Below are 19,603 nucleotides of genomic sequence, written 5' to 3'. Positions count from 1 at the left end.
GAAAGCAATGAAAGCTCTGCTCGATCTATTCAAGCAAGTCCAACAAGAAGAAGTTTTTGATGCGATCAAGATCGGCCTCGCGTCGCCCGACAAGATTCGTTCTTGGTCGTTCGGCGAAGTGAAGAAGCCTGAGACCATCAACTACCGCACGTTCAAGCCGGAGCGGGATGGTCTGTTCTGCGCGAAGATTTTTGGTCCGATCAAGGACTACGAATGCCTTTGCGGCAAGTACAAGCGCCTGAAGCACCGCGGCGTGATCTGCGAGAAGTGCGGCGTCGAAGTGACGCTGGCGAAGGTGCGTCGTGAGCGGATGGGCCACATCGAACTGGCCTCGCCGGTTGCGCACATCTGGTTCCTGAAGTCGTTGCCGTCGCGTCTGGGCATGGTGCTCGACATGACGCTGCGCGACATCGAGCGCGTGCTGTACTTCGAAGCCTATGTGGTGATCGATCCGGGCATGACGCCGCTGAAAGCGCGGCAGATCATGACGGAAGAGGATTACTACAACAAGGTCGAAGAGTACGGTGACGAATTCCGTGCCGAAATGGGTGCGGAAGGCGTTCGCGAGCTGCTGCGCGCGATCAACATCGACGAACAGGTCGAAATGCTGCGCACCGAACTCAAGAACACGGGTTCGGAAGCGAAGATCAAGAAGTACGCGAAGCGCCTGAAGGTGCTCGAGGCTTTCCAACGCTCGGGCATCAAGCCTGACTGGATGGTGCTCGAAGTGCTGCCGGTGCTGCCGCCGGAACTGCGTCCGCTGGTGCCGCTGGATGGCGGCCGTTTCGCGACGTCGGATCTGAACGACCTGTATCGCCGCGTGATCAACCGTAACAACCGGTTGAAGCGTCTGCTCGAACTGAAGGCGCCTGAAATCATCGTCCGCAACGAAAAGCGGATGCTGCAGGAAGCCGTCGATTCGCTGCTCGACAACGGCCGTCGCGGCAAGGCGATGACCGGCGCGAACAAGCGTCCGCTGAAGTCGCTCGCCGACATGATCAAGGGTAAGGGCGGTCGTTTCCGTCAGAACCTGCTCGGTAAGCGCGTCGACTACTCCGGCCGTTCGGTGATCGTGGTGGGTCCGACGCTCAAGCTGCATCAGTGCGGTCTGCCGAAGCTGATGGCGCTCGAACTGTTCAAGCCTTTCATCTTCAACAAGCTGGAAGTGATGGGCGTCGCGACGACCATCAAGGCCGCGAAGAAGGAAGTCGAGAACCAGACGCCGGTGGTGTGGGACATCCTCGAAGAGGTGATCCGCGAGCATCCGGTGATGCTGAACCGTGCGCCTACGCTTCACCGTCTCGGTATTCAGGCGTTCGAGCCCGTGCTGATCGAAGGCAAGGCGATTCAGCTGCACCCGCTCGTCTGCGCGGCGTTCAACGCCGACTTCGACGGTGACCAGATGGCCGTTCACGTGCCGCTGTCGCTCGAAGCGCAGATGGAAGCGCGCACGCTGATGCTGGCGTCGAACAACGTCCTGTTCCCGGCGAACGGCGATCCGTCGATCGTGCCGTCGCAGGATATCGTGCTGGGCCTTTACTACGCGTCGCGTGAAGCGATCAACGGCAAGGGCGAAGGCATGACGTTCACGGGCGTGTCGGAGGTGATCCGCGCGTACGAAAACAAGGAAGTCGAGCTGGCTTCGCGCGTCAACGTGCGTATCACCGAAATGGTGGCGAACGAGGACACGAGCGAAGGCGCGCCGGCGTTCGTGCCGAAGATCTCGCTGTACGCGACCACGGTCGGCCGTTCGATCCTGTCGGAGATTCTGCCGCCGGGTCTGCCGTTCTCGGTGCTGAACAAGCCGCTGAAGAAGAAGGAAATCTCGCGCCTGATCAACACGGCGTTCCGCAAGTGCGGTCTGCGCGAGACGGTGATCTTCGCCGACCAGCTGATGCAGATGGGCTTCCGCCTCGCAACGCGCGCCGGTATCTCGATCTGCGTGGACGACATGCTCGTGCCGCCGCAGAAAGAGACGATCGTCGGCGACGCTGCGAAGAAGGTGAAGGAGTACGACCGTCAGTACATGTCGGGTCTCGTCACCGCGCAGGAACGCTATAACAACGTGGTCGACATCTGGTCGGCGACGTCGGAAAGCGTCGGCAAGGCGATGATGGAGCAGCTCGCGACGGAACCCGTCACCGACCGTGACGGCAACGAAACGAAGCAGGAGTCGTTCAACTCCATCTACATGATGGCCGACTCGGGCGCTCGTGGTTCCGCGGTGCAGATTCGTCAGCTCGCGGGTATGCGCGGCCTGATGGCGAAGCCGGACGGCTCGATTATCGAGACGCCGATCACCGCGAACTTCCGCGAAGGTCTGAACGTGTTGCAGTACTTCATCTCGACGCACGGCGCTCGAAAGGGTCTGGCGGATACGGCACTGAAGACTGCGAACTCGGGCTACCTGACGCGTCGTCTCGTCGATGTGACGCAGGACTTGGTCGTCGTCGAAGACGATTGCGGCACCTCGAACGGCGTGGCGATGAAGGCGTTGGTCGAAGGCGGTGAAGTCGTCGAAGCGCTGCGTGACCGTATTCTCGGTCGTGTCGCGGTGGCGGACGTCGTCAATCCGGAAACGCAGGAAACGCTGTACGCGTCGGGCGATCTGCTCGACGAAGACGCGGTCGAGGAAATCGAACGCCTCGGCATCGACGAAGTGCGCGTGCGCACGCCGCTGACCTGCGAAACGCGCTATGGCCTGTGCGCCGCGTGCTACGGCCGTGACCTCGGCCGCGGTTCGCGCGTGAACGTCGGTGAGGCAGTGGGCGTGATCGCTGCGCAGTCGATCGGTGAGCCGGGCACGCAGCTGACGATGCGTACGTTCCACATCGGTGGTGCGGCATCGCGTGCGGCGGTTGCTTCGACGGTCGAAGCGAAGTCGAACGGTACGGTGCGCTTCACGGCGACGATGCGTTACGTCACCAACGCGAAGGGCGAGCAGGTCGTCATCTCGCGTTCGGGCGAGGCGATCATCGCGGACGACTTCGGTCGCGAGCGTGAGCGTCACAAGGTTCCGTACGGCGCGACGCTGCTGCAACTCGACGGCGCGCAGATCAAGGCCGGTGCGCAACTGGCTCAATGGGATCCGCTGACGCGTCCGATCATCACCGAGTGGGGCGGTACGGTGAAGTTCGAAAACGTCGAGGAAGGCGTGACCGTTGCGAAGCAGATCGACGACGTGACTGGTCTTTCGACCCTGGTCGTAATCGACGTGAAGCGTCGCGGCTCGCAGGCGTCGAAGAGCGTGCGTCCGCAGGTGAAACTGCTCGACGCGAACGGCGAGGAAGTGAAGATCCCGAACACCGAGCATTCGGTGCAGATCGGCTTCCAGGTCGGCGCACTGATCACCGTGAAGGATGGTCAGCAAGTGCAGGTCGGTGAAGTGCTGGCGCGTATCCCGGTTGAAGCGCAGAAGACGCGTGACATTACCGGTGGTCTGCCGCGCGTGGCCGAACTGTTCGAAGCGCGCTCGCCGAAGGACGCGGGTATTCTCGCGGAAGTCACGGGCACGACGTCGTTCGGTAAGGACACGAAGGGCAAGCAGCGTCTCGTCATCACGGATCTCGAGGGCAATCAGCACGAGTTCCTGATCGCGAAGGAAAAGCAGGTGCTGGTGCACGATGGTCAGGTCGTCAACAAGGGCGAAATGATCGTCGACGGTCCTGCCGATCCGCACGACATCCTGCGTCTGCAGGGTATCGAGGCGTTGTCACGCTACATCGTGGACGAAGTGCAGGACGTGTACCGTCTGCAGGGCGTGAAGATCAACGACAAGCACATCGAAGTGATCGTGCGTCAGATGCTGCGTCGTGTGCAGATCGTCGACAACGGCGATACGCGCTTCATTCCGGGCGAGCAGGTCGAACGTTCGGACATGCTGGACGAGAACGACAAGATGATCGCGGAAGACAAGCGTCCGGCGACGTACGACAACGTGCTGCTCGGTATCACGAAGGCATCGCTGTCGACCGACTCGTTCATCTCGGCGGCATCGTTCCAGGAAACGACCCGCGTGCTGACCGAAGCGGCGATCATGGGCAAGCGCGATGATCTGCGTGGCCTGAAGGAAAACGTGATCGTCGGCCGTCTGATTCCGGCTGGTACGGGTCTCGCGTTCCACAAGGCACGCAAGGCGAAGGAGTCGTCGGATCGCGAGCGTTTCGATCAGATCGCGGCCGAAGAGGCATTCGACTTTGGTACGCCGGAAACCCCGGCAGCGGAGCAGCAGCCGCATACCAACGAGTAAGCGTCTTTCGCTCGTAGTAGCCACGAACCGCTCAGCTTCGGCTGAGCGGTTTTTTTTTGCCTCTGCCATTCGGCTAACAACATATTCCTGCGCCTCGGCGCGCGCGGATGCGTTGGTAGAATTCGTTATCTCTCACGTTGCAGTGCACATCCCTCTTCCATGGCTCGGTCGCTCGAAATACTCAACGAAATCTTCGGCTATCCCGCATTTCGCGGACAACAGGCGGAGATCGTCGAGCATGTCGCGAACGGCGGCGATTCGCTCGTGCTGATGCCGACGGGCGGCGGCAAGTCGCTGTGCTACCAGATTCCCTCGCTCGTGCGCAGCGAGGCCGGGCTCGGCGCGGGTATCGTGGTGTCGCCATTGATCGCGCTGATGCAGGACCAGGTCGCGGCTCTGACGGAAGTCGGCGTGCGCGCCGCATATCTGAATTCGACCTTGTCGGGCGCGGAGGCCGCGGCCACCGAGCGGGCGCTGCGCGAAGGCGACATCGATCTCCTTTACGTCGCACCCGAACGCCTGATGACGCCGCGCTTTCTCGAACTGCTCGAGCGCGCGCGCGTCGGACTTTTCGCCATCGACGAAGCGCATTGCGTGTCGCAATGGGGGCACGATTTCCGTCCTGAGTACATCCAGCTTTCCGTGCTGCACGAGCGGTTTCCGGATGTGCCGCGGATCGCGCTCACCGCGACTGCCGATGCGATCACGCGCGATGAGATCGTCCATCGGCTCGCGCTGGACGATGCGCGCATATTCGTTTCCAGCTTCGACCGGCCGAACATTCGCTATCGGATCGTCGAGAAGGACAACGCGCGTTCGCAACTGCTCGATTTCATCCGCGCCGAGCATACGAACAAGGACGGCACGACCGATGCGGGCGTCGTGTATTGCCTGTCGCGGCGGAAAGTCGAGGAAACCGCGGACTGGCTGAAAGGCCAGGGCATCCGCGCGCTGCCTTACCACGCGGGCATGGAGTTCGAGACGCGCCAGAAGCATCAGGAGATGTTTCAGCGCGAGGAAGGCATCGTCATGTGCGCGACGATCGCGTTCGGCATGGGCATCGATAAACCGGATGTCCGCTTCGTCGCGCATCTGGATTTGCCCAAGAGCGTCGAAGGCTATTACCAGGAGACGGGCCGCGCCGGCCGCGACGGTCTGCCGGCGAACGCATGGATGGCGTACGGGCTGGGCGACGTCGTGCAACAGCGCAAGATGATCGACGAATCCGAGGCTGACGACGCGCACAAGCGCGTGCAGAGCGGCAAGCTCGATGCCTTGCTGGGTCTGTGTGAGGCGGCGTCCTGTCGTCGCGTGCGCCTCCTCGCGTATTTTGGCGAGACGAGCAAGCCGTGCGGCAACTGCGATACATGTCTCGAGCCGCCCGCGTCATTCGATGCCACCCGCGAAGCGCAAATGGCGCTGTCGTGCGTGTATCGTGCGCAGAAAGCGAGCGGCTTCCATTTCGGCGCGGGCCATCTCATCGACATCCTTCGTGGTACCCGCAGTGAGAAAGTCCTGCAGCGCGGACACGAGAAGATATCGACCTTCGGCGTCGGCGCCGCGCTCTCCGAACCCGAATGGCGCGCCGTGTTCCGGCAACTCGTCGCGTTCGGCTATCTCGCTGTCGATCACGACGGTTTCGGCGCGCTCGTGCTGACCGACGCCAGCAAGCCCGTGCTGAAGGGCGAAGAGCAAGTCACGCTGCGCAAGTATGTGAAGCCGACTCGGGCGCGCCAGTCCTCCAGCCGTACTGGTGAACGCGCGGATCCGACCGCCGGCATGTCGGCACGCGAAAAGGCGCGTTGGGAGCGCCTGCGCGCCTGGCGCGCAGAGACCGCGAAGAGCGACGGCGTGCCGGCCTACGTCATCTTCCACGATGCCACGCTCGCCGAGATCGTCCGCAGCGATCCCGACACGATCGACGATCTGCGCCACATTCCCGGGATCGGCGTGCGCAAGTTGGAGCGCTTCGGCGACGAAGTGCTCGCCGTTGTCGGCTCCGACTGATGTCTGGCTTGCGAAAAGCCGTCGAAATCATCGCAACCTATTGACCCGATTGCGATTTTCGGAATATCATGCTTGGTTCTCGTTCTCGGTCCGACTTTGGGCCTGGCTCAGCGCCGGGTGTGAATGGCGGAATTCATCGGCGAGATAGTCAAACGCGTAGCTCTTTTCGCTTTGCCCGAAAGAGTTTCGCGGATTTTGTTCATTTTTAGGATTAAACAATGCCAACCATCAATCAACTGGTTCGCAAAGGCCGCGCGTCGGAAACGACGAAAAGCAAGTCGCCGGCCCTGCAGGACTGCCCTCAGCGTCGTGGCGTGTGCACTCGCGTGTACACCACGACGCCGAAGAAGCCGAACTCGGCACTCCGTAAAGTCGCCAAGGTTCGTCTGACGAACGGCTTCGAAGTCATTTCGTACATCGGCGGTGAAGGCCACAACCTGCAAGAGCACTCGGTTGTGCTGATCCGCGGCGGCCGTGTGAAGGACTTGCCGGGTGTGCGTTACCACATGGTTCGCGGCTCGCTGGATACCCAGGGCGTCAAGGATCGTAAGCAAGCTCGCTCGAAGTACGGTGCGAAGCGCGCGAAGGCCGGCAAGTAAGTCGCGGTCGGAAGTAAGAATCAGGAATCAGGTCGCCGCAAGGCGGTTAAGGCGGTGGTGCCGGAAGTGCCGGTGCTGTCGAGTAAGTGGTCACCCGGCCAAGCTGGTTTAGTCGAATAGATGGATCGGGTTTGTTGGTGGCCGCGGAGTTGAGAATCAGCTCCAACTGAAAAAGTAAAGGAAGAATCATGCCGCGTCGTCGCGAAGTCCCCAAGCGGGAAGTGTTGCCGGATCCGAAGTTCGGTAACGTAGATGTAGCCAAGTTCATGAACGTGCTGATGCTCTCCGGCAAGAAGTCGGTTGCCGAGCGTATCGTGTACGGCGCTTTTGAACAGATCCAGACCAAGGGTGGCAAGGACCCGCTGGAAGTGTTCACGGTTGCGCTCAACAACGTGAAGCCGGTGGTCGAAGTGAAGAGCCGTCGCGTTGGTGGTGCCAACTATCAGGTTCCGGTCGAAGTGCGTCCCTCGCGTCGTATGGCATTGGCGATGCGTTGGTTGCGTGAAGCCGCGAAGAAGCGCAGCGAAAAGTCGATGGCCCTGCGCCTGGCAGGTGAACTCTCCGAAGCGGCTGAAGGCCGTGGCGGCGCGATGAAGAAGCGCGATGAAGTTCACCGCATGGCAGAGGCCAACAAGGCATTCTCGCACTTCCGTTTCTAAGCTCCCGCTCGTAGAGCAAACGGAAAAATCAGGGCGGGTGCGCTACTCCAGGCGCCTCGCCCGTTTGTGTTAGGGCGCGCTCGCATTCGCAGGCGCGTCGACCGAAAAAGGATCGAAAGTGGCTCGCAAGACACCTATCGAGCGCTACCGCAATATCGGTATCAGCGCTCACATCGACGCCGGCAAAACGACGACGACCGAGCGCATCCTGTTCTACACGGGCGTGAATCACAAGATCGGTGAAGTTCACGACGGCGCAGCAACGATGGACTGGATGGAGCAGGAGCAGGAGCGCGGCATCACCATCACGTCGGCTGCTACCACGGCCTTCTGGAAGGGCATGGGCGGCAACTATCCCGAGCACCGCATCAACATCATCGACACCCCGGGGCACGTCGACTTCACGATCGAAGTGGAGCGCTCGATGCGCGTTCTCGACGGCGCGTGCATGGTCTACTGTGCAGTGGGCGGCGTGCAGCCGCAGTCGGAAACCGTGTGGCGTCAGGCTAATAAGTACAAGGTTCCCCGTCTCGCGTTCGTCAACAAGATGGACCGTACCGGCGCGAACTTCTTCAAGGTCTACGACCAGTTGAAGAACCGCCTGAAGGCGAACCCGGTTCCCGTCGTGGTGCCGATCGGCTCGGAAGAAAACTTCAAGGGCGTGGTTGATCTCCTGAAGATGAAGGCGATCATTTGGGACGAAGCGTCCCAGGGCACGAAGTTCGACTACGTCGAGATTCCCGCTGAACTCGTCGATACGTGCAACGAGTGGCGCGAGAAGATGATCGAGTCGGCTGCCGAAGCCAGCGAAGAGCTGATGGAAAAGTATCTCGGCGGCGAAGAGCTGACCGAAGCGGAAATCGTCAAAGCGATCCGCGACCGGACCATCGCGTGCGAAATCCAGCCGATGCTCTGCGGCACTGCGTTCAAGAACAAGGGCGTGCAGCGCATGCTCGACGCTGTGATCGACTTCCTGCCGTCGCCGGTCGACATTCCGCCGGTTACGGGCGAACTCGAAAGCGGCGAGAAGGCCGAGCGCCGTGCTGCCGACGACGAGAAGTTCTCCGCGCTGGCGTTCAAGATCATGACGGACCCGTTTGTCGGTCAGCTGATCTTCTTCCGCGTGTACTCTGGCGTCGTGAATTCCGGTGACACCGTGCTGAACGCGACCAAGGACAAGAAGGAACGTCTGGGCCGTATTCTGCAGATGCACGCGAACCAGCGCGAAGAAATCAAGGAAGTGCGCGCGGGCGACATCGCGGCGGCCGTCGGCCTGAAGGAAGCGACCACCGGCGACACGCTGTGCGATCCGCAGCACCCGATCGTGCTCGAACGCATGATTTTCCCGGAGCCGGTGATTTCGCAGGCTGTGGAGCCGAAGACCAAGGCTGACCAGGAGAAGATGGGCCTGGCGCTGAACCGTCTCGCGCAGGAAGACCCGTCTTTCCGCGTTCAAACGGACGAGGAATCGGGCCAGACGATCATCTCGGGCATGGGCGAGCTCCACCTCGAAATTCTCGTCGACCGCATGAAGCGCGAATTCAACGTGGAAGCAACGGTCGGCAAGCCGCAGGTTGCGTACCGCGAAACCATTCGCACGACGGCTGCAGATGTTGACGGCAAGTTCGTCAAGCAGTCGGGTGGTCGCGGCCAGTACGGTCACGCGGTCATCACGCTCGAGCCGAACGAGCAGGGCAAGGGCTACGAGTTCCTGGACGAGATCAAGGGCGGCGTGATTCCGCGCGAATACATCCCGGCCGTGGACAAGGGTATCCAGGAAACGCTGAAGTCGGGCGTGCTGGCGGGCTTCCCGGTGGTCGACGTGAAGGTTCACCTGACGTTCGGTTCGTATCACGACGTGGACTCGAACGAAAACGCGTTCCGCATGGCCGGCTCGATGGCCTTCAAGGAAGCAATGCGCAAGGCGAGCCCGGTCATCCTCGAACCGATGATGGCTGTGGAAGTCGAAACGCCGGAAGACTACATGGGTAACGTGATGGGCGACCTGTCGGGCCGTCGCGGTATCGTGCAGGGCATGGAAGACATGGTCGGCGGCGGCAAGATCGTCCGCGCTGAAGTGCCGCTGTCGGAAATGTTCGGCTACTCGACGTCGCTGCGTTCGCTGACACAAGGCCGCGCCACGTACACGATGGAGTTCAAGCACTACGCCGAAGCTCCGCGTAACGTCGCCGACGCGATCATCAACGCCAAGGGTAAGTAAAACCCGCAAGTAATTCGGCGCAAGCCACAAGCTTTAACCGATAACCAAACTTTGAAAGAAGGTAATCATGGCAAAAGGTAAATTCGAGCGGACCAAGCCGCACGTGAACGTGGGCACGATCGGTCACGTTGACCACGGCAAGACCACGCTGACGGCAGCGATCACGACGGTTCTCACGCAGAAGTTCGGCGGCGAGGCGAAGGCGTACGACCAGATCGACGCGGCGCCGGAAGAAAAGGCGCGTGGTATCACGATCAACACCGCGCACGTCGAGTACGAAACGGCTAACCGCCACTACGCACACGTCGACTGCCCGGGCCACGCTGACTATGTGAAGAACATGATCACGGGCGCGGCGCAGATGGACGGCGCCATCCTGGTGTGCTCGGCCGCTGACGGCCCGATGCCGCAAACGCGTGAGCACATCCTGCTGGCCCGTCAGGTTGGCGTGCCGTACATCATCGTGTTCCTGAACAAGTGCGACATGGTGGACGACGCCGAGCTGCTCGAACTCGTCGAAATGGAAGTGCGTGAGCTTCTGTCGAAGTACGACTTCCCGGGCGACGACACCCCGATCATCAAGGGTTCGGCCAAGCTGGCGCTGGAAGGCGACAAGGGCGAGCTGGGCGAAGTGGCGATCATGAACCTGGCCGACGCGCTGGATTCGTACATCCCGACGCCGGAGCGCGCAGTTGACGGTTCGTTCCTGATGCCGGTGGAAGACGTGTTCTCGATCTCGGGTCGCGGCACGGTGGTGACGGGCCGCGTCGAGCGCGGTGTGGTCAAGGTCGGCGAGGAAATCGAAATCGTCGGTATCAAGCCGACGGTGAAGACGACCTGCACGGGCGTGGAAATGTTCCGCAAGCTGCTCGACCAAGGTCAGGCGGGCGACAACGTCGGTATCCTGCTGCGCGGCACGAAGCGTGAAGACGTGGAGCGTGGTCAGGTTCTGGCCAAGCCGGGTTCGATCACGCCGCACACGCACTTCACGGCTGAAGTGTACGTGCTGAGCAAGGACGAAGGCGGCCGTCACACGCCGTTCTTCAACAACTACCGTCCGCAGTTCTACTTCCGTACGACGGACGTGACGGGCTCGATCGAGCTGCCGAAGGACAAGGAAATGGTGATGCCGGGCGACAACGTGTCGATCACGGTCAAGCTGATCGCCCCGATCGCCATGGAAGAAGGTCTGCGCTTCGCCATCCGCGAAGGTGGCCGTACCGTCGGCGCCGGTGTCGTTGCAAAGATTATCGAGTAAAATCTCCGATTCGCTCGATTTGAAGTTGCAGTACTGAAGTACAGATTGGAGCCGGGTGCTCGCCCTCAGCGAGTGTCCGGTTCCACGCTCTTTTGCCTAATGTGCGGTGCAACACCGCCTCGCTCTTTTCAAGGAATCGTCATGCAAAACCAGAAAATCCGCATTCGTCTGAAGGCTTTCGACTATCGTCTGATCGACCAATCGGCAGCCGAAATCGTCGATACGGCGAAGCGGACTGGCGCGATCGTCCGCGGCCCGGTGCCGCTGCCCACGCGTATTCAGCGTTTTGACATCCTGCGTTCGCCGCACGTCAACAAGACCTCGCGCGACCAGCTCGAAATCCGTACCCACCAGCGCCTGATGGACATCGTCGATCCGACGGACAAGACCGTCGACGCGTTGATGAAGCTCGATCTGCCGGCTGGCGTCGACGTCGAGATCAAGCTGCAGTAAATCCCAAAAGCATGTCCGGCGCGCTTCCTGGCGCGTCGGAAGGTGCTAAGTCTTTGATTGCTTGCGGGATTCGAAAAGCCTTGTTATACTCCAAGGCTTTTCGCGCCTATGCGCACGAAAAAGACGCAAGAAAGCCGCCCCAGTTTCTCGTAACGAAGCCGGCATTTGTAAATCAGCCCCGACCAATCGCAGTTGGGAATGGAGAAAACGATGAGCCTTGGACTCGTAGGTCGCAAGGTTGGCATGACCCGTATCTTCACGCCTGAAGGGGATTCGATCCCCGTCACCGTGCTGGACGTGTCGGACAACCGCGTGACGCAGATCAAGACCGTTGAAACGGATGGTTATACCGCCGTTCAGGTTGCATTCGGTGCTCGCCGCGCGTCTCGCGTGACGAAGCCTCTGGCGGGTCATCTCGCCAAAGCCGGCGTTCAAGCCGGTGAAATCCTCAAGGAATTCCATATCGAAACGGCCAAGGCAGGCGAACTGTCGAACGGCGCCGTTATCGGTACGGACATCTTCGAAGTCGGCCAGAAGGTTGACGTGCAAGGCACGTCGATCGGTAAGGGTTATGCCGGCACGATCAAGCGCTACAACTTCGCCTCGGGCCGCGCAACGCACGGTAACTCGCGTTCGCACAACGTCCCGGGTTCGATCGGTATGGCGCAGGATCCGGGTCGCGTGTTTCCGGGTAAGCGCATGACGGGTCACCTCGGTGACGTCACCGTCACGGTTCAAAATCTCGAAATCGCCCGCATCGACGCTGAGCGTAATCTTCTGCTCGTCCGCGGTGCTGTTCCGGGTGCGAAGGGCGGCAAGGTCTTCGTGACCCCGGCCGTCAAGACGCGTGCTGTGAAAGGAGCGAAATAATGGAACTTAAGCTCCTGAATGCCAATGGTCAGGAAGGCGCTGGCGTGAACGCATCGGACGTCGTGTTCGGTCGCGATTACAACGAAGCCCTGATTCACCAGGTCGTCGTCGCTTATCAGGCGAACGCACGTAGCGGTAACCGCGCGCAGAAGGACCGCGAGCAGGTCAAGCACACCACCAAGAAGCCGTGGCGTCAGAAGGGTACGGGCCGCGCTCGTGCCGGTATGTCGTCGAGCCCGTTGTGGCGTGGCGGTGGTCGCATTTTCCCGAACTCGCCGGAAGAAAACTTCTCGCACAAGGTCAACAAGAAGATGCATCGTGCAGGCCTCTGCTCGATCTTCTCGCAACTGGCTCGCGAAGGCCGCATCGCCGTGGTCGAAGACCTCGCGCTCGAAGCCCCGAAGACCAAGCTGTTGGCCGAAAAATTCAAGGCGATGGGTCTCGAATCCGTGTTGGTGATTACCGATACGGTCGACGAGAACCTGTACCTCGCGTCGCGCAACCTGGCCCACGTGGCGGTTGTCGAGCCGCGTTACGCCGACCCGCTCTCGCTGATCTACTTCAAGAAGATTCTGATCACGAAGGCTGCGGTCGCTCAGATCGAGGAGTTGCTGTCATGAGCGAAGTTCGCAAAAACGATCATCGTTTGATGCAAGTTCTGCTCGCGCCGGTGATCTCCGAAAAGGCGACGCTGGTTGCCGACAAGAACGAACAAGTCGTGTTCGAAGTCGCGCCGGACGCCACGAAGCAGGAAGTAAAGGCTGCTGTCGAGCTGCTGTTCAAGGTCGAAGTCAATTCCGTCAACGTGCTCGTCACGAAGGGCAAGGCAAAGCGCTTTGGCCGCTTCAACGGCAAGCGCAAGGACGTGAAGAAGGCGTACGTCTGCCTGAAGCCCGGCCAGGAAATCAACTTTGAAGCGGAGGCCAAGTAATCATGGCAATCGTGAAAGTTAAGCCGACCTCGCCGGGTCGCCGCGCGATGGTCAAGATCGTCAACAAGGATCTGCACAAGGGCAAGCCGCACGCGGCGCTGCTCGACTCGCAATCCAAGTCGGCGGGCCGTAACAACAACGGCCGTATCACCACGCGTCACCAGGGTGGTGGTCACAAGCAGCACTATCGTATCGTCGATTTCCGTCGCAACAAGGACGGCATTCCGGCGAAGGTCGAGCGTCTCGAGTACGACCCGAACCGTAGCGCGAACATCGCGCTGGTTCTGTACGCAGACGGCGAGCGTCGCTACATCATCGCGCCGAAGGGCGTGGCCGTTGGCGCGCAGCTGATGTCCGGTTCGGAAGCGCCGATCCGCGCAGGCAACACCCTGCCGATCCGCAACATCCCGGTCGGTACAACGATCCACTGCATCGAAATGCTTCCGGGCAAGGGTGCGCAAATCGCGCGTTCGGCCGGTACGTCGGCGATGCTGCTGGCTCGCGAAGGCGTCTACGCTCAAGTGCGTCTGCGTTCGGGCGAAATCCGCCGCGTGCACGTCGAGTGCCGCGCGACGATCGGCGAAGTGGGTAACGAAGAGCACAGCCTCCGTCAAATCGGTAAGGCTGGTGCAAACCGCTGGCGCGGTATCCGTCCGACGGTGCGCGGTGTTGCAATGAACCCGATCGATCACCCGCACGGTGGTGGTGAAGGCCGCACGGCAGCAGGTCGCGATCCGGTGAGCCCGTGGGGCACGCCGACGAAGGGCTATCGCACCCGCAGCAACAAGCGCACGACGACGATGATCGTCCAGCGCCGTCACAAGCGTTAAGGAGTAGGCAATGACACGTTCTGCTAAAAAAGGTCCGTTCTGCGACGCTCATTTGCTGAAGAAGGTTGAGGCGGCTGCATCGACGCGCGACAAGAAGCCGATCAAGACCTGGTCGCGTCGTTCGACGATTCTGCCGGACTTCATCGGTCTGACGATCGCTGTTCACAACGGCCGTCAACACGTTCCGGTGTACGTCACGGAAAACATGGTCGGCCACAAGCTTGGCGAGTTCGCACTGACCCGTACGTTCAAGGGTCACGCGGCCGACAAGAAGGCCAAGAAATAAGGGGCTATCAAGATGGAAGTGAAAGCAATTCATCGCGGTGCCCGCATCTCGGCGCAGAAAACGCGCCTTGTGGCTGACCAGATTCGTGGTTTGCCGGTCGACAAGGCGCTGAACGTTCTGACGTTCTCGCCGAAGAAGGCGGCGGGTATCGTCAAGAAGGTCGTGCTGTCTGCGATCGCGAATGCGGAACACAACGAAGGCGCCGATATCGACGAGCTCAAGATCACGAGCATCTACGTCGACAAGGCTGCTTCGCTGAAGCGTTTCACCGCACGCGCAAAGGGTCGCGGTAACCGCATCGAGAAGCAATCCTGTCACATCACTGTGACGGTCGGGAATTAAGGAGCCATACGATGGGACAGAAAATTCATCCGACTGGCTTCCGTTTGGCCGTCAGCCGTAATTGGGCTTCGCGCTGGTATGCGAACAACAACAATTTCGCGGCGATGTTGCAGGAAGACATCGGTGTTCGTGAATACCTGAAGAAGAAGCTGAAGAACGCTTCGGTCGGTCGCGTCGTCATCGAGCGTCCGGCGAAGAACGCGCGCATCACGATTTACAGCTCGCGTCCGGGCGTTGTCATCGGCAAGAAGGGCGAGGACATCGAATCGCTGAAGGCTGAACTGCAGAAGCGCATGGGCGTTCCGGTTCACGTCAACATCGAAGAGATCCGCAAGCCGGAAACCGATGCTCAGCTGATCGCTGACTCCATCACGCAACAGCTCGAGCGCCGGATCATGTTCCGCCGCGCGATGAAGCGCGCGATGCAGAACGCGATGCGTCTTGGCGCCCAGGGCATCAAGATCATGAGCGCGGGCCGCCTGAACGGTATCGAAATCGCTCGTACCGAGTGGTATCGCGAAGGTCGCGTGCCCCTCCATACGCTGCGTGCGGATATCGACTACGCGACGTCGGAAGCGAAGACCACGTACGGCATCATCGGCGTGAAGGTGTGGGTCTACAAGGGCGACACGCTGGGCCGTAACGAAGCGCCGGTGGTGGAAGAAGTGGCGGAAGAAAAGCGTCCGCGCCGCAACGCACGTCCGGGTGGCGATCGCCGTCCGCGCCGTGACGGTGAAGGCGCTCCGGCTGGTGCGCGTCGTGGTGCACCCCGTCGCGCTGGCGGTGACGCGAAGACTGGAGAATAACGATGCTGCAACCGAAACGCAGAAAGTATCGCAAAGAGCAGAAAGGTCGTAACACCGGCAAGGCGACGCGCGGCAACGCAGTGTCGTTCGGTGAATACGGTCTGAAGGCTATCGGTCGCGGCCGTTTGACCGCGCGTCAAATCGAAGCGGCGCGTCGTGCAATGACGCGTCACATCAAGCGTGGCGGCCGGATCTGGATCCGTATTTTCCCGGACAAGCCGATTTCGCAGAAGCCGGCCGAAGTGCGTATGGGTAACGGTAAGGGTAACCCGGAGTACTACGTCGCTGAAATTCAACCGGGCAAGATGCTGTACGAAATGGACGGTGTCTCCGAAGAACTGGCGCGCGAAGCGTTCCGTCTGGCTGCAGCCAAGCTGCCGCTCAAGACGAACTTCGTCGTTCGTCAGCTCGGCGCCTAAGGAGTAAATGATGAAGGCATCTGAACTTCACCAGAAAGACCAGGCCGCGCTCAACAAAGAGCTGTCGGACCTGCTGAAGGCGCAATTTGGCTTGCGTATGCAACTCGCGACCCAGCAGCTCACGAACACGAGCCAGCTGAAGAAGGTCCGTCGCGACATCGCACGTGTGCGCACCGTCCTGACTGAGAAGGCGAACCAGAAATGAACGATAGCGTAAAAACCTCGCTCAAGCGGACGCTGGTCGGCAAGGTCGTCAGCAACAAGATGGACAAGACGGTCACCGTTCTGGTCGAGCACCGCGTGAAGCATCCGATCTACGGCAAGTACGTCGTGCGCTCCAAGAAGTACCACGCGCATGACGACGCGAACACGTACAACGAAGGCGATCTCGTCGAAATCCAGGAAACCCGTCCGATTTCGAAGACGAAGGCCTGGGTTGTGTCGAAGCTTGTTGAAGCGGCTCGCGTAATCTAAAGCCGAAGTAGCAGTACCACGATGCAGTAGCAAATCGTGTCGCAGTAAGTTTCGCTTGCAAGACCGAGATTATTTGTTATAATCTCGGTCTTCCCTCTTTGTGGGAGCCCCGTCGCGGGCGAAACTGGTGGGGGAAGCCGGTTCGGGCGCCAGCCTGAGTCGACAGATTCACCGGATTGCGATGGCGGGTTTCGTCTGCCCTCGCTGCCTGTTCTAACCCAAGCAGCCAGTTGGCTGACGGGACCAAGACTGACCGGCTGTGCCATGGTGGTGCGACCGGATTAAGTTGGGAAAGATAAACCATGATCCAGACCGAAACTCGGCTTGAAGTGGCCGACAACACGGGTGCGCGTGAAGTCATGTGCATCAAGGTGCTCGGCGGTTCGAAGCGTCGTTACGCTAGCATTGGCGACATCATCAAGGTGACCGTCAAGGAAGCGACGCCGCGCGGACGCGTGAAGAAGGGCGAAATTTACAACGCCGTGGTCGTTCGTACGGCCAAGGGCGTGCGTCGCCAGGATGGCTCGCTCATCAAGTTCGACGGCAATGCCGCCGTTCTGTTGAATACGAAGCTCGAGCCGATCGGCACGCGTATTTTCGGGCCGGTTACGCGTGAACTGCGTAGCGAACGATTCATGAAGATCGTTTCGCTCGCGCCGGAAGTGCTGTAAGGAGTCGCGATGAACAAGATTCGCAAGGGTGACGAAGTCATCGTCATCACCGGCAAGGACAAGGGCAAGCGCGGTACCGTGCTGGCCGTTGCGGAAGACCGTGTCACGGTCGAGGGCATCAACCTCGTCAAGAAGCACGTGAAGCCGAACCCGATGAAGGGTACGACGGGCGGTGTGGAAGCCAAAACGATGCCGCTGCATATTTCGAACGTCGCATTGGTCGACGCGAATGGCAAGGCATCGCGTGTGGGCATCAAGGTCGAAGACGGAAAGAAGGTTCGCTTCTTGAAGTCGACCGGCGCCACGCTTAACGCCTGACGCGGAGTTAAAAAATGGCTCGTCTGCAAGAGATTTATAAAGAAAAGGTTGTGCCGCAACTCGTCGAAAAGTTCGGCTACAAGTCTGTCATGGAAGTGCCGCGCATCACCAAGATCACCCTGAACATGGGTCTTGGCGAAGCCGTCGCCGACAAGAAGATCATCGAAAACGCCGTGGGCGACCTGACGAAGATCGCTGGCCAGAAGCCGGTCATCACGAAGGCGCGCAAGGCAATCGCAGGCTTCAAGATTCGTCAGGGCTACCCGATCGGCGCGATGGTCACGCTGCGCGGCCAAGCGATGTACGAATTCCTCGACCGTTTCGTGACCGTTGCGCTCCCCCGTGTGCGCGACTTCCGTGGCGTGTCGGGCCGTGCATTCGACGGTCGTGGCAACTACAACATCGGTGTGAAAGAGCAGATCATTTTCCCCGAAATCGACTACGACAAGATCGACGCGCTGCGTGGGCTGAACATCAGCATCACGACCACCGCGAAGACTGACGACGAAGCAAAGGCGCTGCTCGCCGGCTTCAAGTTCCCGTTCAGAAACTGAGGTTACCGTGGCTAAACTGGCACTGATCGAACGTGAAAAGAAGCGCGCGCGCCTGGCAGCCAAGTACGCTCCGAAGCGTGCTGAGCTGAAGGCTGTGATCGATGACGCAAGCAAGTCGGACGAAGAGCGTTACTTCGCGCGTCTGGCGCTGCAACAACTGCCGCGTAACTCGAACCCCACTCGCAAGCGTAACCGCTGCGCGATCACGGGTCGCCCGCGTGGCACGTTCCGTAAGTTCGGACTCGCACGCGGCAAGATTCGTGAAATCGCTTTCCGCGGCGAAATCCCTGGCCTGACCAAGGCGAGCTGGTAATAGGAGAAACATAAATGAGCATGAGTGATCCTATCGCCGATATGCTGACTCGCATCCGCAATGCGCAGATGGTCGAGAAGGTTTCGGTGACTATGCCCTCGTCGAAAGTCAAGGTTGCGATTGCGCAGGTTTTGAAGGACGAAGGTTATATCGACGACTTCGCAGTGAAAGCTGAAGGCGCGAAGATCGAATTGAACATCGCGTTGAAGTACTACGCTGGCCGTCCGGTGATCGAGCGCCTCGAGCGCGTCTCGAAGCCTGGTCTGCGCGTGTACCGCGGTCGCAACGACATTCCGCAGGTCATGAATGGCCTCGGCGTTGCAATCGTGTCGACGCCGAAGGGTGTGATGACCGACCGCAAGGCGCGCCAGAATGGCGTCGGCGGTGAAGTCATCTGCTACGTCGCTTAACGCCTAAGGAGAAGAAACATGTCTCGAGTAGGTAAAAGCCCGATCGCGCTGCCGCAAGGCGCCGAAGTGGCCATCAAGGGCGACGTCATCACCGTTAAGGGCCCGCTCGGCACGATCTCGCAACCGGCCAACAAGCTGGTGACCGTGACGAACGACAACGGCACGTTGAAACTCGCTCCGGCCGACGAAAGTCGTGAAGCGAACGCGATGTCCGGCACGATGCGCGCCCTGGTGGCGAACATGGTGCAGGGCGTCACCAAGGGTTTCGAGCGCAAGCTGACGCTGGTTGGCGTTGGTTATCGTGCGCAAGCGCAAGGCGACAAGCTGAACCTGTCGCTGGGTTTCTCGCACCCCGTGGTGCACCAGATGCCGGAAGGCGTCAAGGCTGAAACCCCGTCGCAGACCGAAATCGTGATCAAGGGGATCGACAAGCAGAAAGTCGGACAGACCGCAGCAGAAGTGCGCGGCTATCGTCCGCCTGAGCCGTACAAGGGCAAAGGCGTGCGCTATTCCGACGAGGTCGTGATCCTCAAAGAAACGAAGAAGAAGTAAGGGTGCGCAATCATGGATAAGACTCAATCTCGCCTGCGCCGCGCTCGTCAGACGCGTATCAAGATCGCTGAGCTGCAGGTTCCGCGTCTGGCCGTGCATCGCACGAATACGCATATCTACGCGCAAGTGTTCTCGGCATGCGGTACGAAAGTCGTGGCTAGCGCCTCGACGCTCGAAGCTGAAGTGCGCGCTGAACTCGCCGACAAGTCGGGCAAGGGCGGCAACGTCAATGCTGCGACCCTGATCGGCAAGCGTATCGCCGAAAAGGCCAAGGCTGCCGGCATCGAATCCGTCGCCTTTGACCGCTCGGGTTTCCGCTACCACGGCCGCGTGAAGGCGCTGGCTGATGCGGCGCGTGAAGCCGGGCTCAAGTTCTAAGGG

24 protein-coding genes are annotated in these 19,603 nt (G+C 60.2%); all 24 read left to right on the top strand.

Annotation, left to right across the window (positions count from 1 at the left end; genetic code table 11):
- Positions 1 to 7: 7 nt before the first annotated feature.
- The 24 genes from rpoC to rplR all read left to right on the top strand — a co-directional run bounded on the left by rpoC (position 8) and on the right by rplR (position 19,600).
- Entirely contained in the window at positions 8 to 4,249 is a 4,242-nt protein-coding gene (rpoC, locus tag NCS58_RS13505; protein WP_061120228.1) for a DNA-directed RNA polymerase subunit beta', read from the top strand.
- 159 nt (positions 4,250 to 4,408) lie between these two features.
- Complete coding sequence (gene recQ / locus NCS58_RS13500; RefSeq protein WP_250538575.1) at positions 4,409 to 6,256, top strand: DNA helicase RecQ; 1,848 nt, start codon at positions 4,409 to 4,411, stop codon at positions 6,254 to 6,256.
- A 218-nt stretch (positions 6,257 to 6,474) separates the two neighbouring features.
- A complete protein-coding gene (gene rpsL / locus NCS58_RS13495; RefSeq protein WP_006998493.1) occupies positions 6,475 to 6,855 on the top strand; it encodes a 30S ribosomal protein S12 in 381 nt (126 codons plus the stop codon).
- A 188-nt stretch (positions 6,856 to 7,043) separates the two neighbouring features.
- Complete coding sequence (gene rpsG / locus NCS58_RS13490) at positions 7,044 to 7,514, top strand: 30S ribosomal protein S7 (RefSeq protein WP_006053291.1); 471 nt, start codon at positions 7,044 to 7,046, stop codon at positions 7,512 to 7,514.
- A 118-nt stretch (positions 7,515 to 7,632) separates the two neighbouring features.
- Positions 7,633 to 9,735 carry an elongation factor G gene (gene fusA / locus NCS58_RS13485; protein ID WP_250538574.1) on the top strand — a complete coding sequence of 701 codons (2,103 nt, stop codon included), beginning with the start codon at positions 7,633 to 7,635 and terminating at the stop codon, positions 9,733 to 9,735.
- 67 nt (positions 9,736 to 9,802) lie between these two features.
- Complete coding sequence (gene tuf / locus NCS58_RS13480; protein WP_061120225.1) at positions 9,803 to 10,993, top strand: elongation factor Tu; 1,191 nt, start codon at positions 9,803 to 9,805, stop codon at positions 10,991 to 10,993.
- A gap of 141 nt (positions 10,994 to 11,134) precedes the next feature.
- Positions 11,135 to 11,446, top strand: a complete 312-nt coding sequence (rpsJ, locus tag NCS58_RS13475) for a 30S ribosomal protein S10 (protein WP_006998489.1) — start codon at positions 11,135 to 11,137, stop codon at positions 11,444 to 11,446.
- 210 nt (positions 11,447 to 11,656) lie between these two features.
- Positions 11,657 to 12,316 carry a 50S ribosomal protein L3 gene (gene rplC, locus NCS58_RS13470; protein WP_061120237.1) on the top strand — a complete coding sequence of 220 codons (660 nt, stop codon included), beginning with the start codon at positions 11,657 to 11,659 and terminating at the stop codon, positions 12,314 to 12,316.
- The gene (rplD, locus tag NCS58_RS13465; RefSeq protein ID WP_061120224.1) at positions 12,316 to 12,936 is read left to right on the top strand and encodes a 50S ribosomal protein L4; all 621 of its coding nucleotides are present in this window, start codon (positions 12,316 to 12,318) and stop codon (positions 12,934 to 12,936) included. Before rplC ends, rplD begins: the two co-directional genes overlap by 1 nt.
- Positions 12,933 to 13,247 (top strand): 50S ribosomal protein L23, encoded by a 315-nt coding sequence (gene rplW / locus NCS58_RS13460; RefSeq protein ID WP_035967599.1) that lies wholly within the window; start codon positions 12,933 to 12,935, stop codon positions 13,245 to 13,247. The genes rplD and rplW overlap by 4 nt, the downstream gene beginning before the upstream one ends.
- A gap of 2 nt (positions 13,248 to 13,249) precedes the next feature.
- Positions 13,250 to 14,077, top strand: coding sequence for a 50S ribosomal protein L2 (gene rplB / locus NCS58_RS13455; RefSeq protein WP_061120223.1), 828 nt, complete (start codon positions 13,250 to 13,252; stop codon positions 14,075 to 14,077).
- 10 nt (positions 14,078 to 14,087) lie between these two features.
- Entirely contained in the window at positions 14,088 to 14,363 is a 276-nt protein-coding gene (gene rpsS, locus NCS58_RS13450; RefSeq protein ID WP_008343850.1) for a 30S ribosomal protein S19, read from the top strand.
- A gap of 12 nt (positions 14,364 to 14,375) precedes the next feature.
- Complete coding sequence (rplV, locus tag NCS58_RS13445) at positions 14,376 to 14,705, top strand: 50S ribosomal protein L22 (protein ID WP_007730533.1); 330 nt, start codon at positions 14,376 to 14,378, stop codon at positions 14,703 to 14,705.
- Positions 14,706 to 14,716: 11 nt separating this feature from the next.
- The gene (gene rpsC, locus NCS58_RS13440) at positions 14,717 to 15,511 is read left to right on the top strand and encodes a 30S ribosomal protein S3 (protein ID WP_035506762.1); all 795 of its coding nucleotides are present in this window, start codon (positions 14,717 to 14,719) and stop codon (positions 15,509 to 15,511) included.
- 2 nt (positions 15,512 to 15,513) lie between these two features.
- On the top strand, positions 15,514 to 15,930 hold the full coding sequence (gene rplP, locus NCS58_RS13435; RefSeq protein ID WP_008343852.1) for a 50S ribosomal protein L16: 417 nt from the start codon (positions 15,514 to 15,516) through the stop codon (positions 15,928 to 15,930).
- 10 nt (positions 15,931 to 15,940) lie between these two features.
- Positions 15,941 to 16,135 carry a 50S ribosomal protein L29 gene (gene rpmC / locus NCS58_RS13430; protein ID WP_007180130.1) on the top strand — a complete coding sequence of 65 codons (195 nt, stop codon included), beginning with the start codon at positions 15,941 to 15,943 and terminating at the stop codon, positions 16,133 to 16,135.
- On the top strand, positions 16,132 to 16,404 hold the full coding sequence (gene rpsQ / locus NCS58_RS13425) for a 30S ribosomal protein S17 (RefSeq protein ID WP_008343854.1): 273 nt from the start codon (positions 16,132 to 16,134) through the stop codon (positions 16,402 to 16,404). The genes rpmC and rpsQ overlap by 4 nt, the downstream gene beginning before the upstream one ends.
- A 302-nt stretch (positions 16,405 to 16,706) precedes the next feature.
- Positions 16,707 to 17,075, top strand: a complete 369-nt coding sequence (gene rplN, locus NCS58_RS13420; protein ID WP_006998478.1) for a 50S ribosomal protein L14 — start codon at positions 16,707 to 16,709, stop codon at positions 17,073 to 17,075.
- Between the two features lie 9 nt (positions 17,076 to 17,084).
- Positions 17,085 to 17,393, top strand: a complete 309-nt coding sequence (rplX, locus tag NCS58_RS13415) for a 50S ribosomal protein L24 (RefSeq protein WP_061120222.1) — start codon at positions 17,085 to 17,087, stop codon at positions 17,391 to 17,393.
- A gap of 14 nt (positions 17,394 to 17,407) precedes the next feature.
- Positions 17,408 to 17,947: a 50S ribosomal protein L5 gene (rplE, locus tag NCS58_RS13410; RefSeq protein WP_016346472.1), complete on the top strand. Its 540-nt coding sequence runs from the start codon at positions 17,408 to 17,410 to the stop codon at positions 17,945 to 17,947.
- Between the two features lie 7 nt (positions 17,948 to 17,954).
- Positions 17,955 to 18,260, top strand: coding sequence for a 30S ribosomal protein S14 (rpsN, locus tag NCS58_RS13405; protein ID WP_016346471.1), 306 nt, complete (start codon positions 17,955 to 17,957; stop codon positions 18,258 to 18,260).
- A gap of 14 nt (positions 18,261 to 18,274) precedes the next feature.
- Complete coding sequence (gene rpsH, locus NCS58_RS13400; RefSeq protein ID WP_035506756.1) at positions 18,275 to 18,670, top strand: 30S ribosomal protein S8; 396 nt, start codon at positions 18,275 to 18,277, stop codon at positions 18,668 to 18,670.
- An 18-nt stretch (positions 18,671 to 18,688) separates the two neighbouring features.
- A complete protein-coding gene (gene rplF, locus NCS58_RS13395) occupies positions 18,689 to 19,222 on the top strand; it encodes a 50S ribosomal protein L6 (protein ID WP_061120221.1) in 534 nt (177 codons plus the stop codon).
- Between the two features lie 12 nt (positions 19,223 to 19,234).
- Positions 19,235 to 19,600, top strand: coding sequence for a 50S ribosomal protein L18 (rplR, locus tag NCS58_RS13390; RefSeq protein WP_008343872.1), 366 nt, complete (start codon positions 19,235 to 19,237; stop codon positions 19,598 to 19,600).
- Positions 19,601 to 19,603 lie beyond the last annotated feature (3 nt).

It is taken from the genome of Caballeronia sp. INML3B (genome assembly GCF_023631305.1).
GTDB lineage: Bacteria > Pseudomonadota > Gammaproteobacteria > Burkholderiales > Burkholderiaceae > Caballeronia > Caballeronia turbans.
Note: the sequence above shows the minus strand (reverse complement) of the source record. Positions and strands in the feature narration are given on the sequence as shown.

Excerpts from the sequence above, each read along its gene's own strand:
- rpoC (WP_061120228.1), top strand. The coding sequence starts at position 8 with ATGAAAGCTCTGCTCGATCTATTCAAGCAAGTCCAACAAGAAGAAGTT.
- recQ (WP_250538575.1), top strand. The coding sequence starts at position 4,409 with ATGGCTCGGTCGCTCGAAATACTCAACGAAATCTTCGGCTATCCCGCA.
- rpsL (WP_006998493.1), top strand. The coding sequence starts at position 6,475 with ATGCCAACCATCAATCAACTGGTTCGCAAAGGCCGCGCGTCGGAAACG.
- rpsG (WP_006053291.1), top strand. The coding sequence starts at position 7,044 with ATGCCGCGTCGTCGCGAAGTCCCCAAGCGGGAAGTGTTGCCGGATCCG.
- tuf (WP_061120225.1), top strand. The coding sequence starts at position 9,803 with ATGGCAAAAGGTAAATTCGAGCGGACCAAGCCGCACGTGAACGTGGGC.
- rpsJ (WP_006998489.1), top strand. The coding sequence starts at position 11,135 with ATGCAAAACCAGAAAATCCGCATTCGTCTGAAGGCTTTCGACTATCGT.
- rplC (WP_061120237.1), top strand. The coding sequence starts at position 11,657 with ATGAGCCTTGGACTCGTAGGTCGCAAGGTTGGCATGACCCGTATCTTC.
- rplD (WP_061120224.1), top strand. The coding sequence starts at position 12,316 with ATGGAACTTAAGCTCCTGAATGCCAATGGTCAGGAAGGCGCTGGCGTG.
- rplW (WP_035967599.1), top strand. The coding sequence starts at position 12,933 with ATGAGCGAAGTTCGCAAAAACGATCATCGTTTGATGCAAGTTCTGCTC.
- rplB (WP_061120223.1), top strand. The coding sequence starts at position 13,250 with ATGGCAATCGTGAAAGTTAAGCCGACCTCGCCGGGTCGCCGCGCGATG.
- rpsS (WP_008343850.1), top strand. The coding sequence starts at position 14,088 with ATGACACGTTCTGCTAAAAAAGGTCCGTTCTGCGACGCTCATTTGCTG.
- rplV (WP_007730533.1), top strand. The coding sequence starts at position 14,376 with ATGGAAGTGAAAGCAATTCATCGCGGTGCCCGCATCTCGGCGCAGAAA.
- rpsC (WP_035506762.1), top strand. The coding sequence starts at position 14,717 with ATGGGACAGAAAATTCATCCGACTGGCTTCCGTTTGGCCGTCAGCCGT.
- rplP (WP_008343852.1), top strand. The coding sequence starts at position 15,514 with ATGCTGCAACCGAAACGCAGAAAGTATCGCAAAGAGCAGAAAGGTCGT.
- rpmC (WP_007180130.1), top strand. The coding sequence starts at position 15,941 with ATGAAGGCATCTGAACTTCACCAGAAAGACCAGGCCGCGCTCAACAAA.
- rpsQ (WP_008343854.1), top strand. The coding sequence starts at position 16,132 with ATGAACGATAGCGTAAAAACCTCGCTCAAGCGGACGCTGGTCGGCAAG.
- rplN (WP_006998478.1), top strand. The coding sequence starts at position 16,707 with ATGATCCAGACCGAAACTCGGCTTGAAGTGGCCGACAACACGGGTGCG.
- rplX (WP_061120222.1), top strand. The coding sequence starts at position 17,085 with ATGAACAAGATTCGCAAGGGTGACGAAGTCATCGTCATCACCGGCAAG.
- rplE (WP_016346472.1), top strand. The coding sequence starts at position 17,408 with ATGGCTCGTCTGCAAGAGATTTATAAAGAAAAGGTTGTGCCGCAACTC.
- rpsH (WP_035506756.1), top strand. The coding sequence starts at position 18,275 with ATGAGCATGAGTGATCCTATCGCCGATATGCTGACTCGCATCCGCAAT.
- rplF (WP_061120221.1), top strand. The coding sequence starts at position 18,689 with ATGTCTCGAGTAGGTAAAAGCCCGATCGCGCTGCCGCAAGGCGCCGAA.
- rplR (WP_008343872.1), top strand. The coding sequence starts at position 19,235 with ATGGATAAGACTCAATCTCGCCTGCGCCGCGCTCGTCAGACGCGTATC.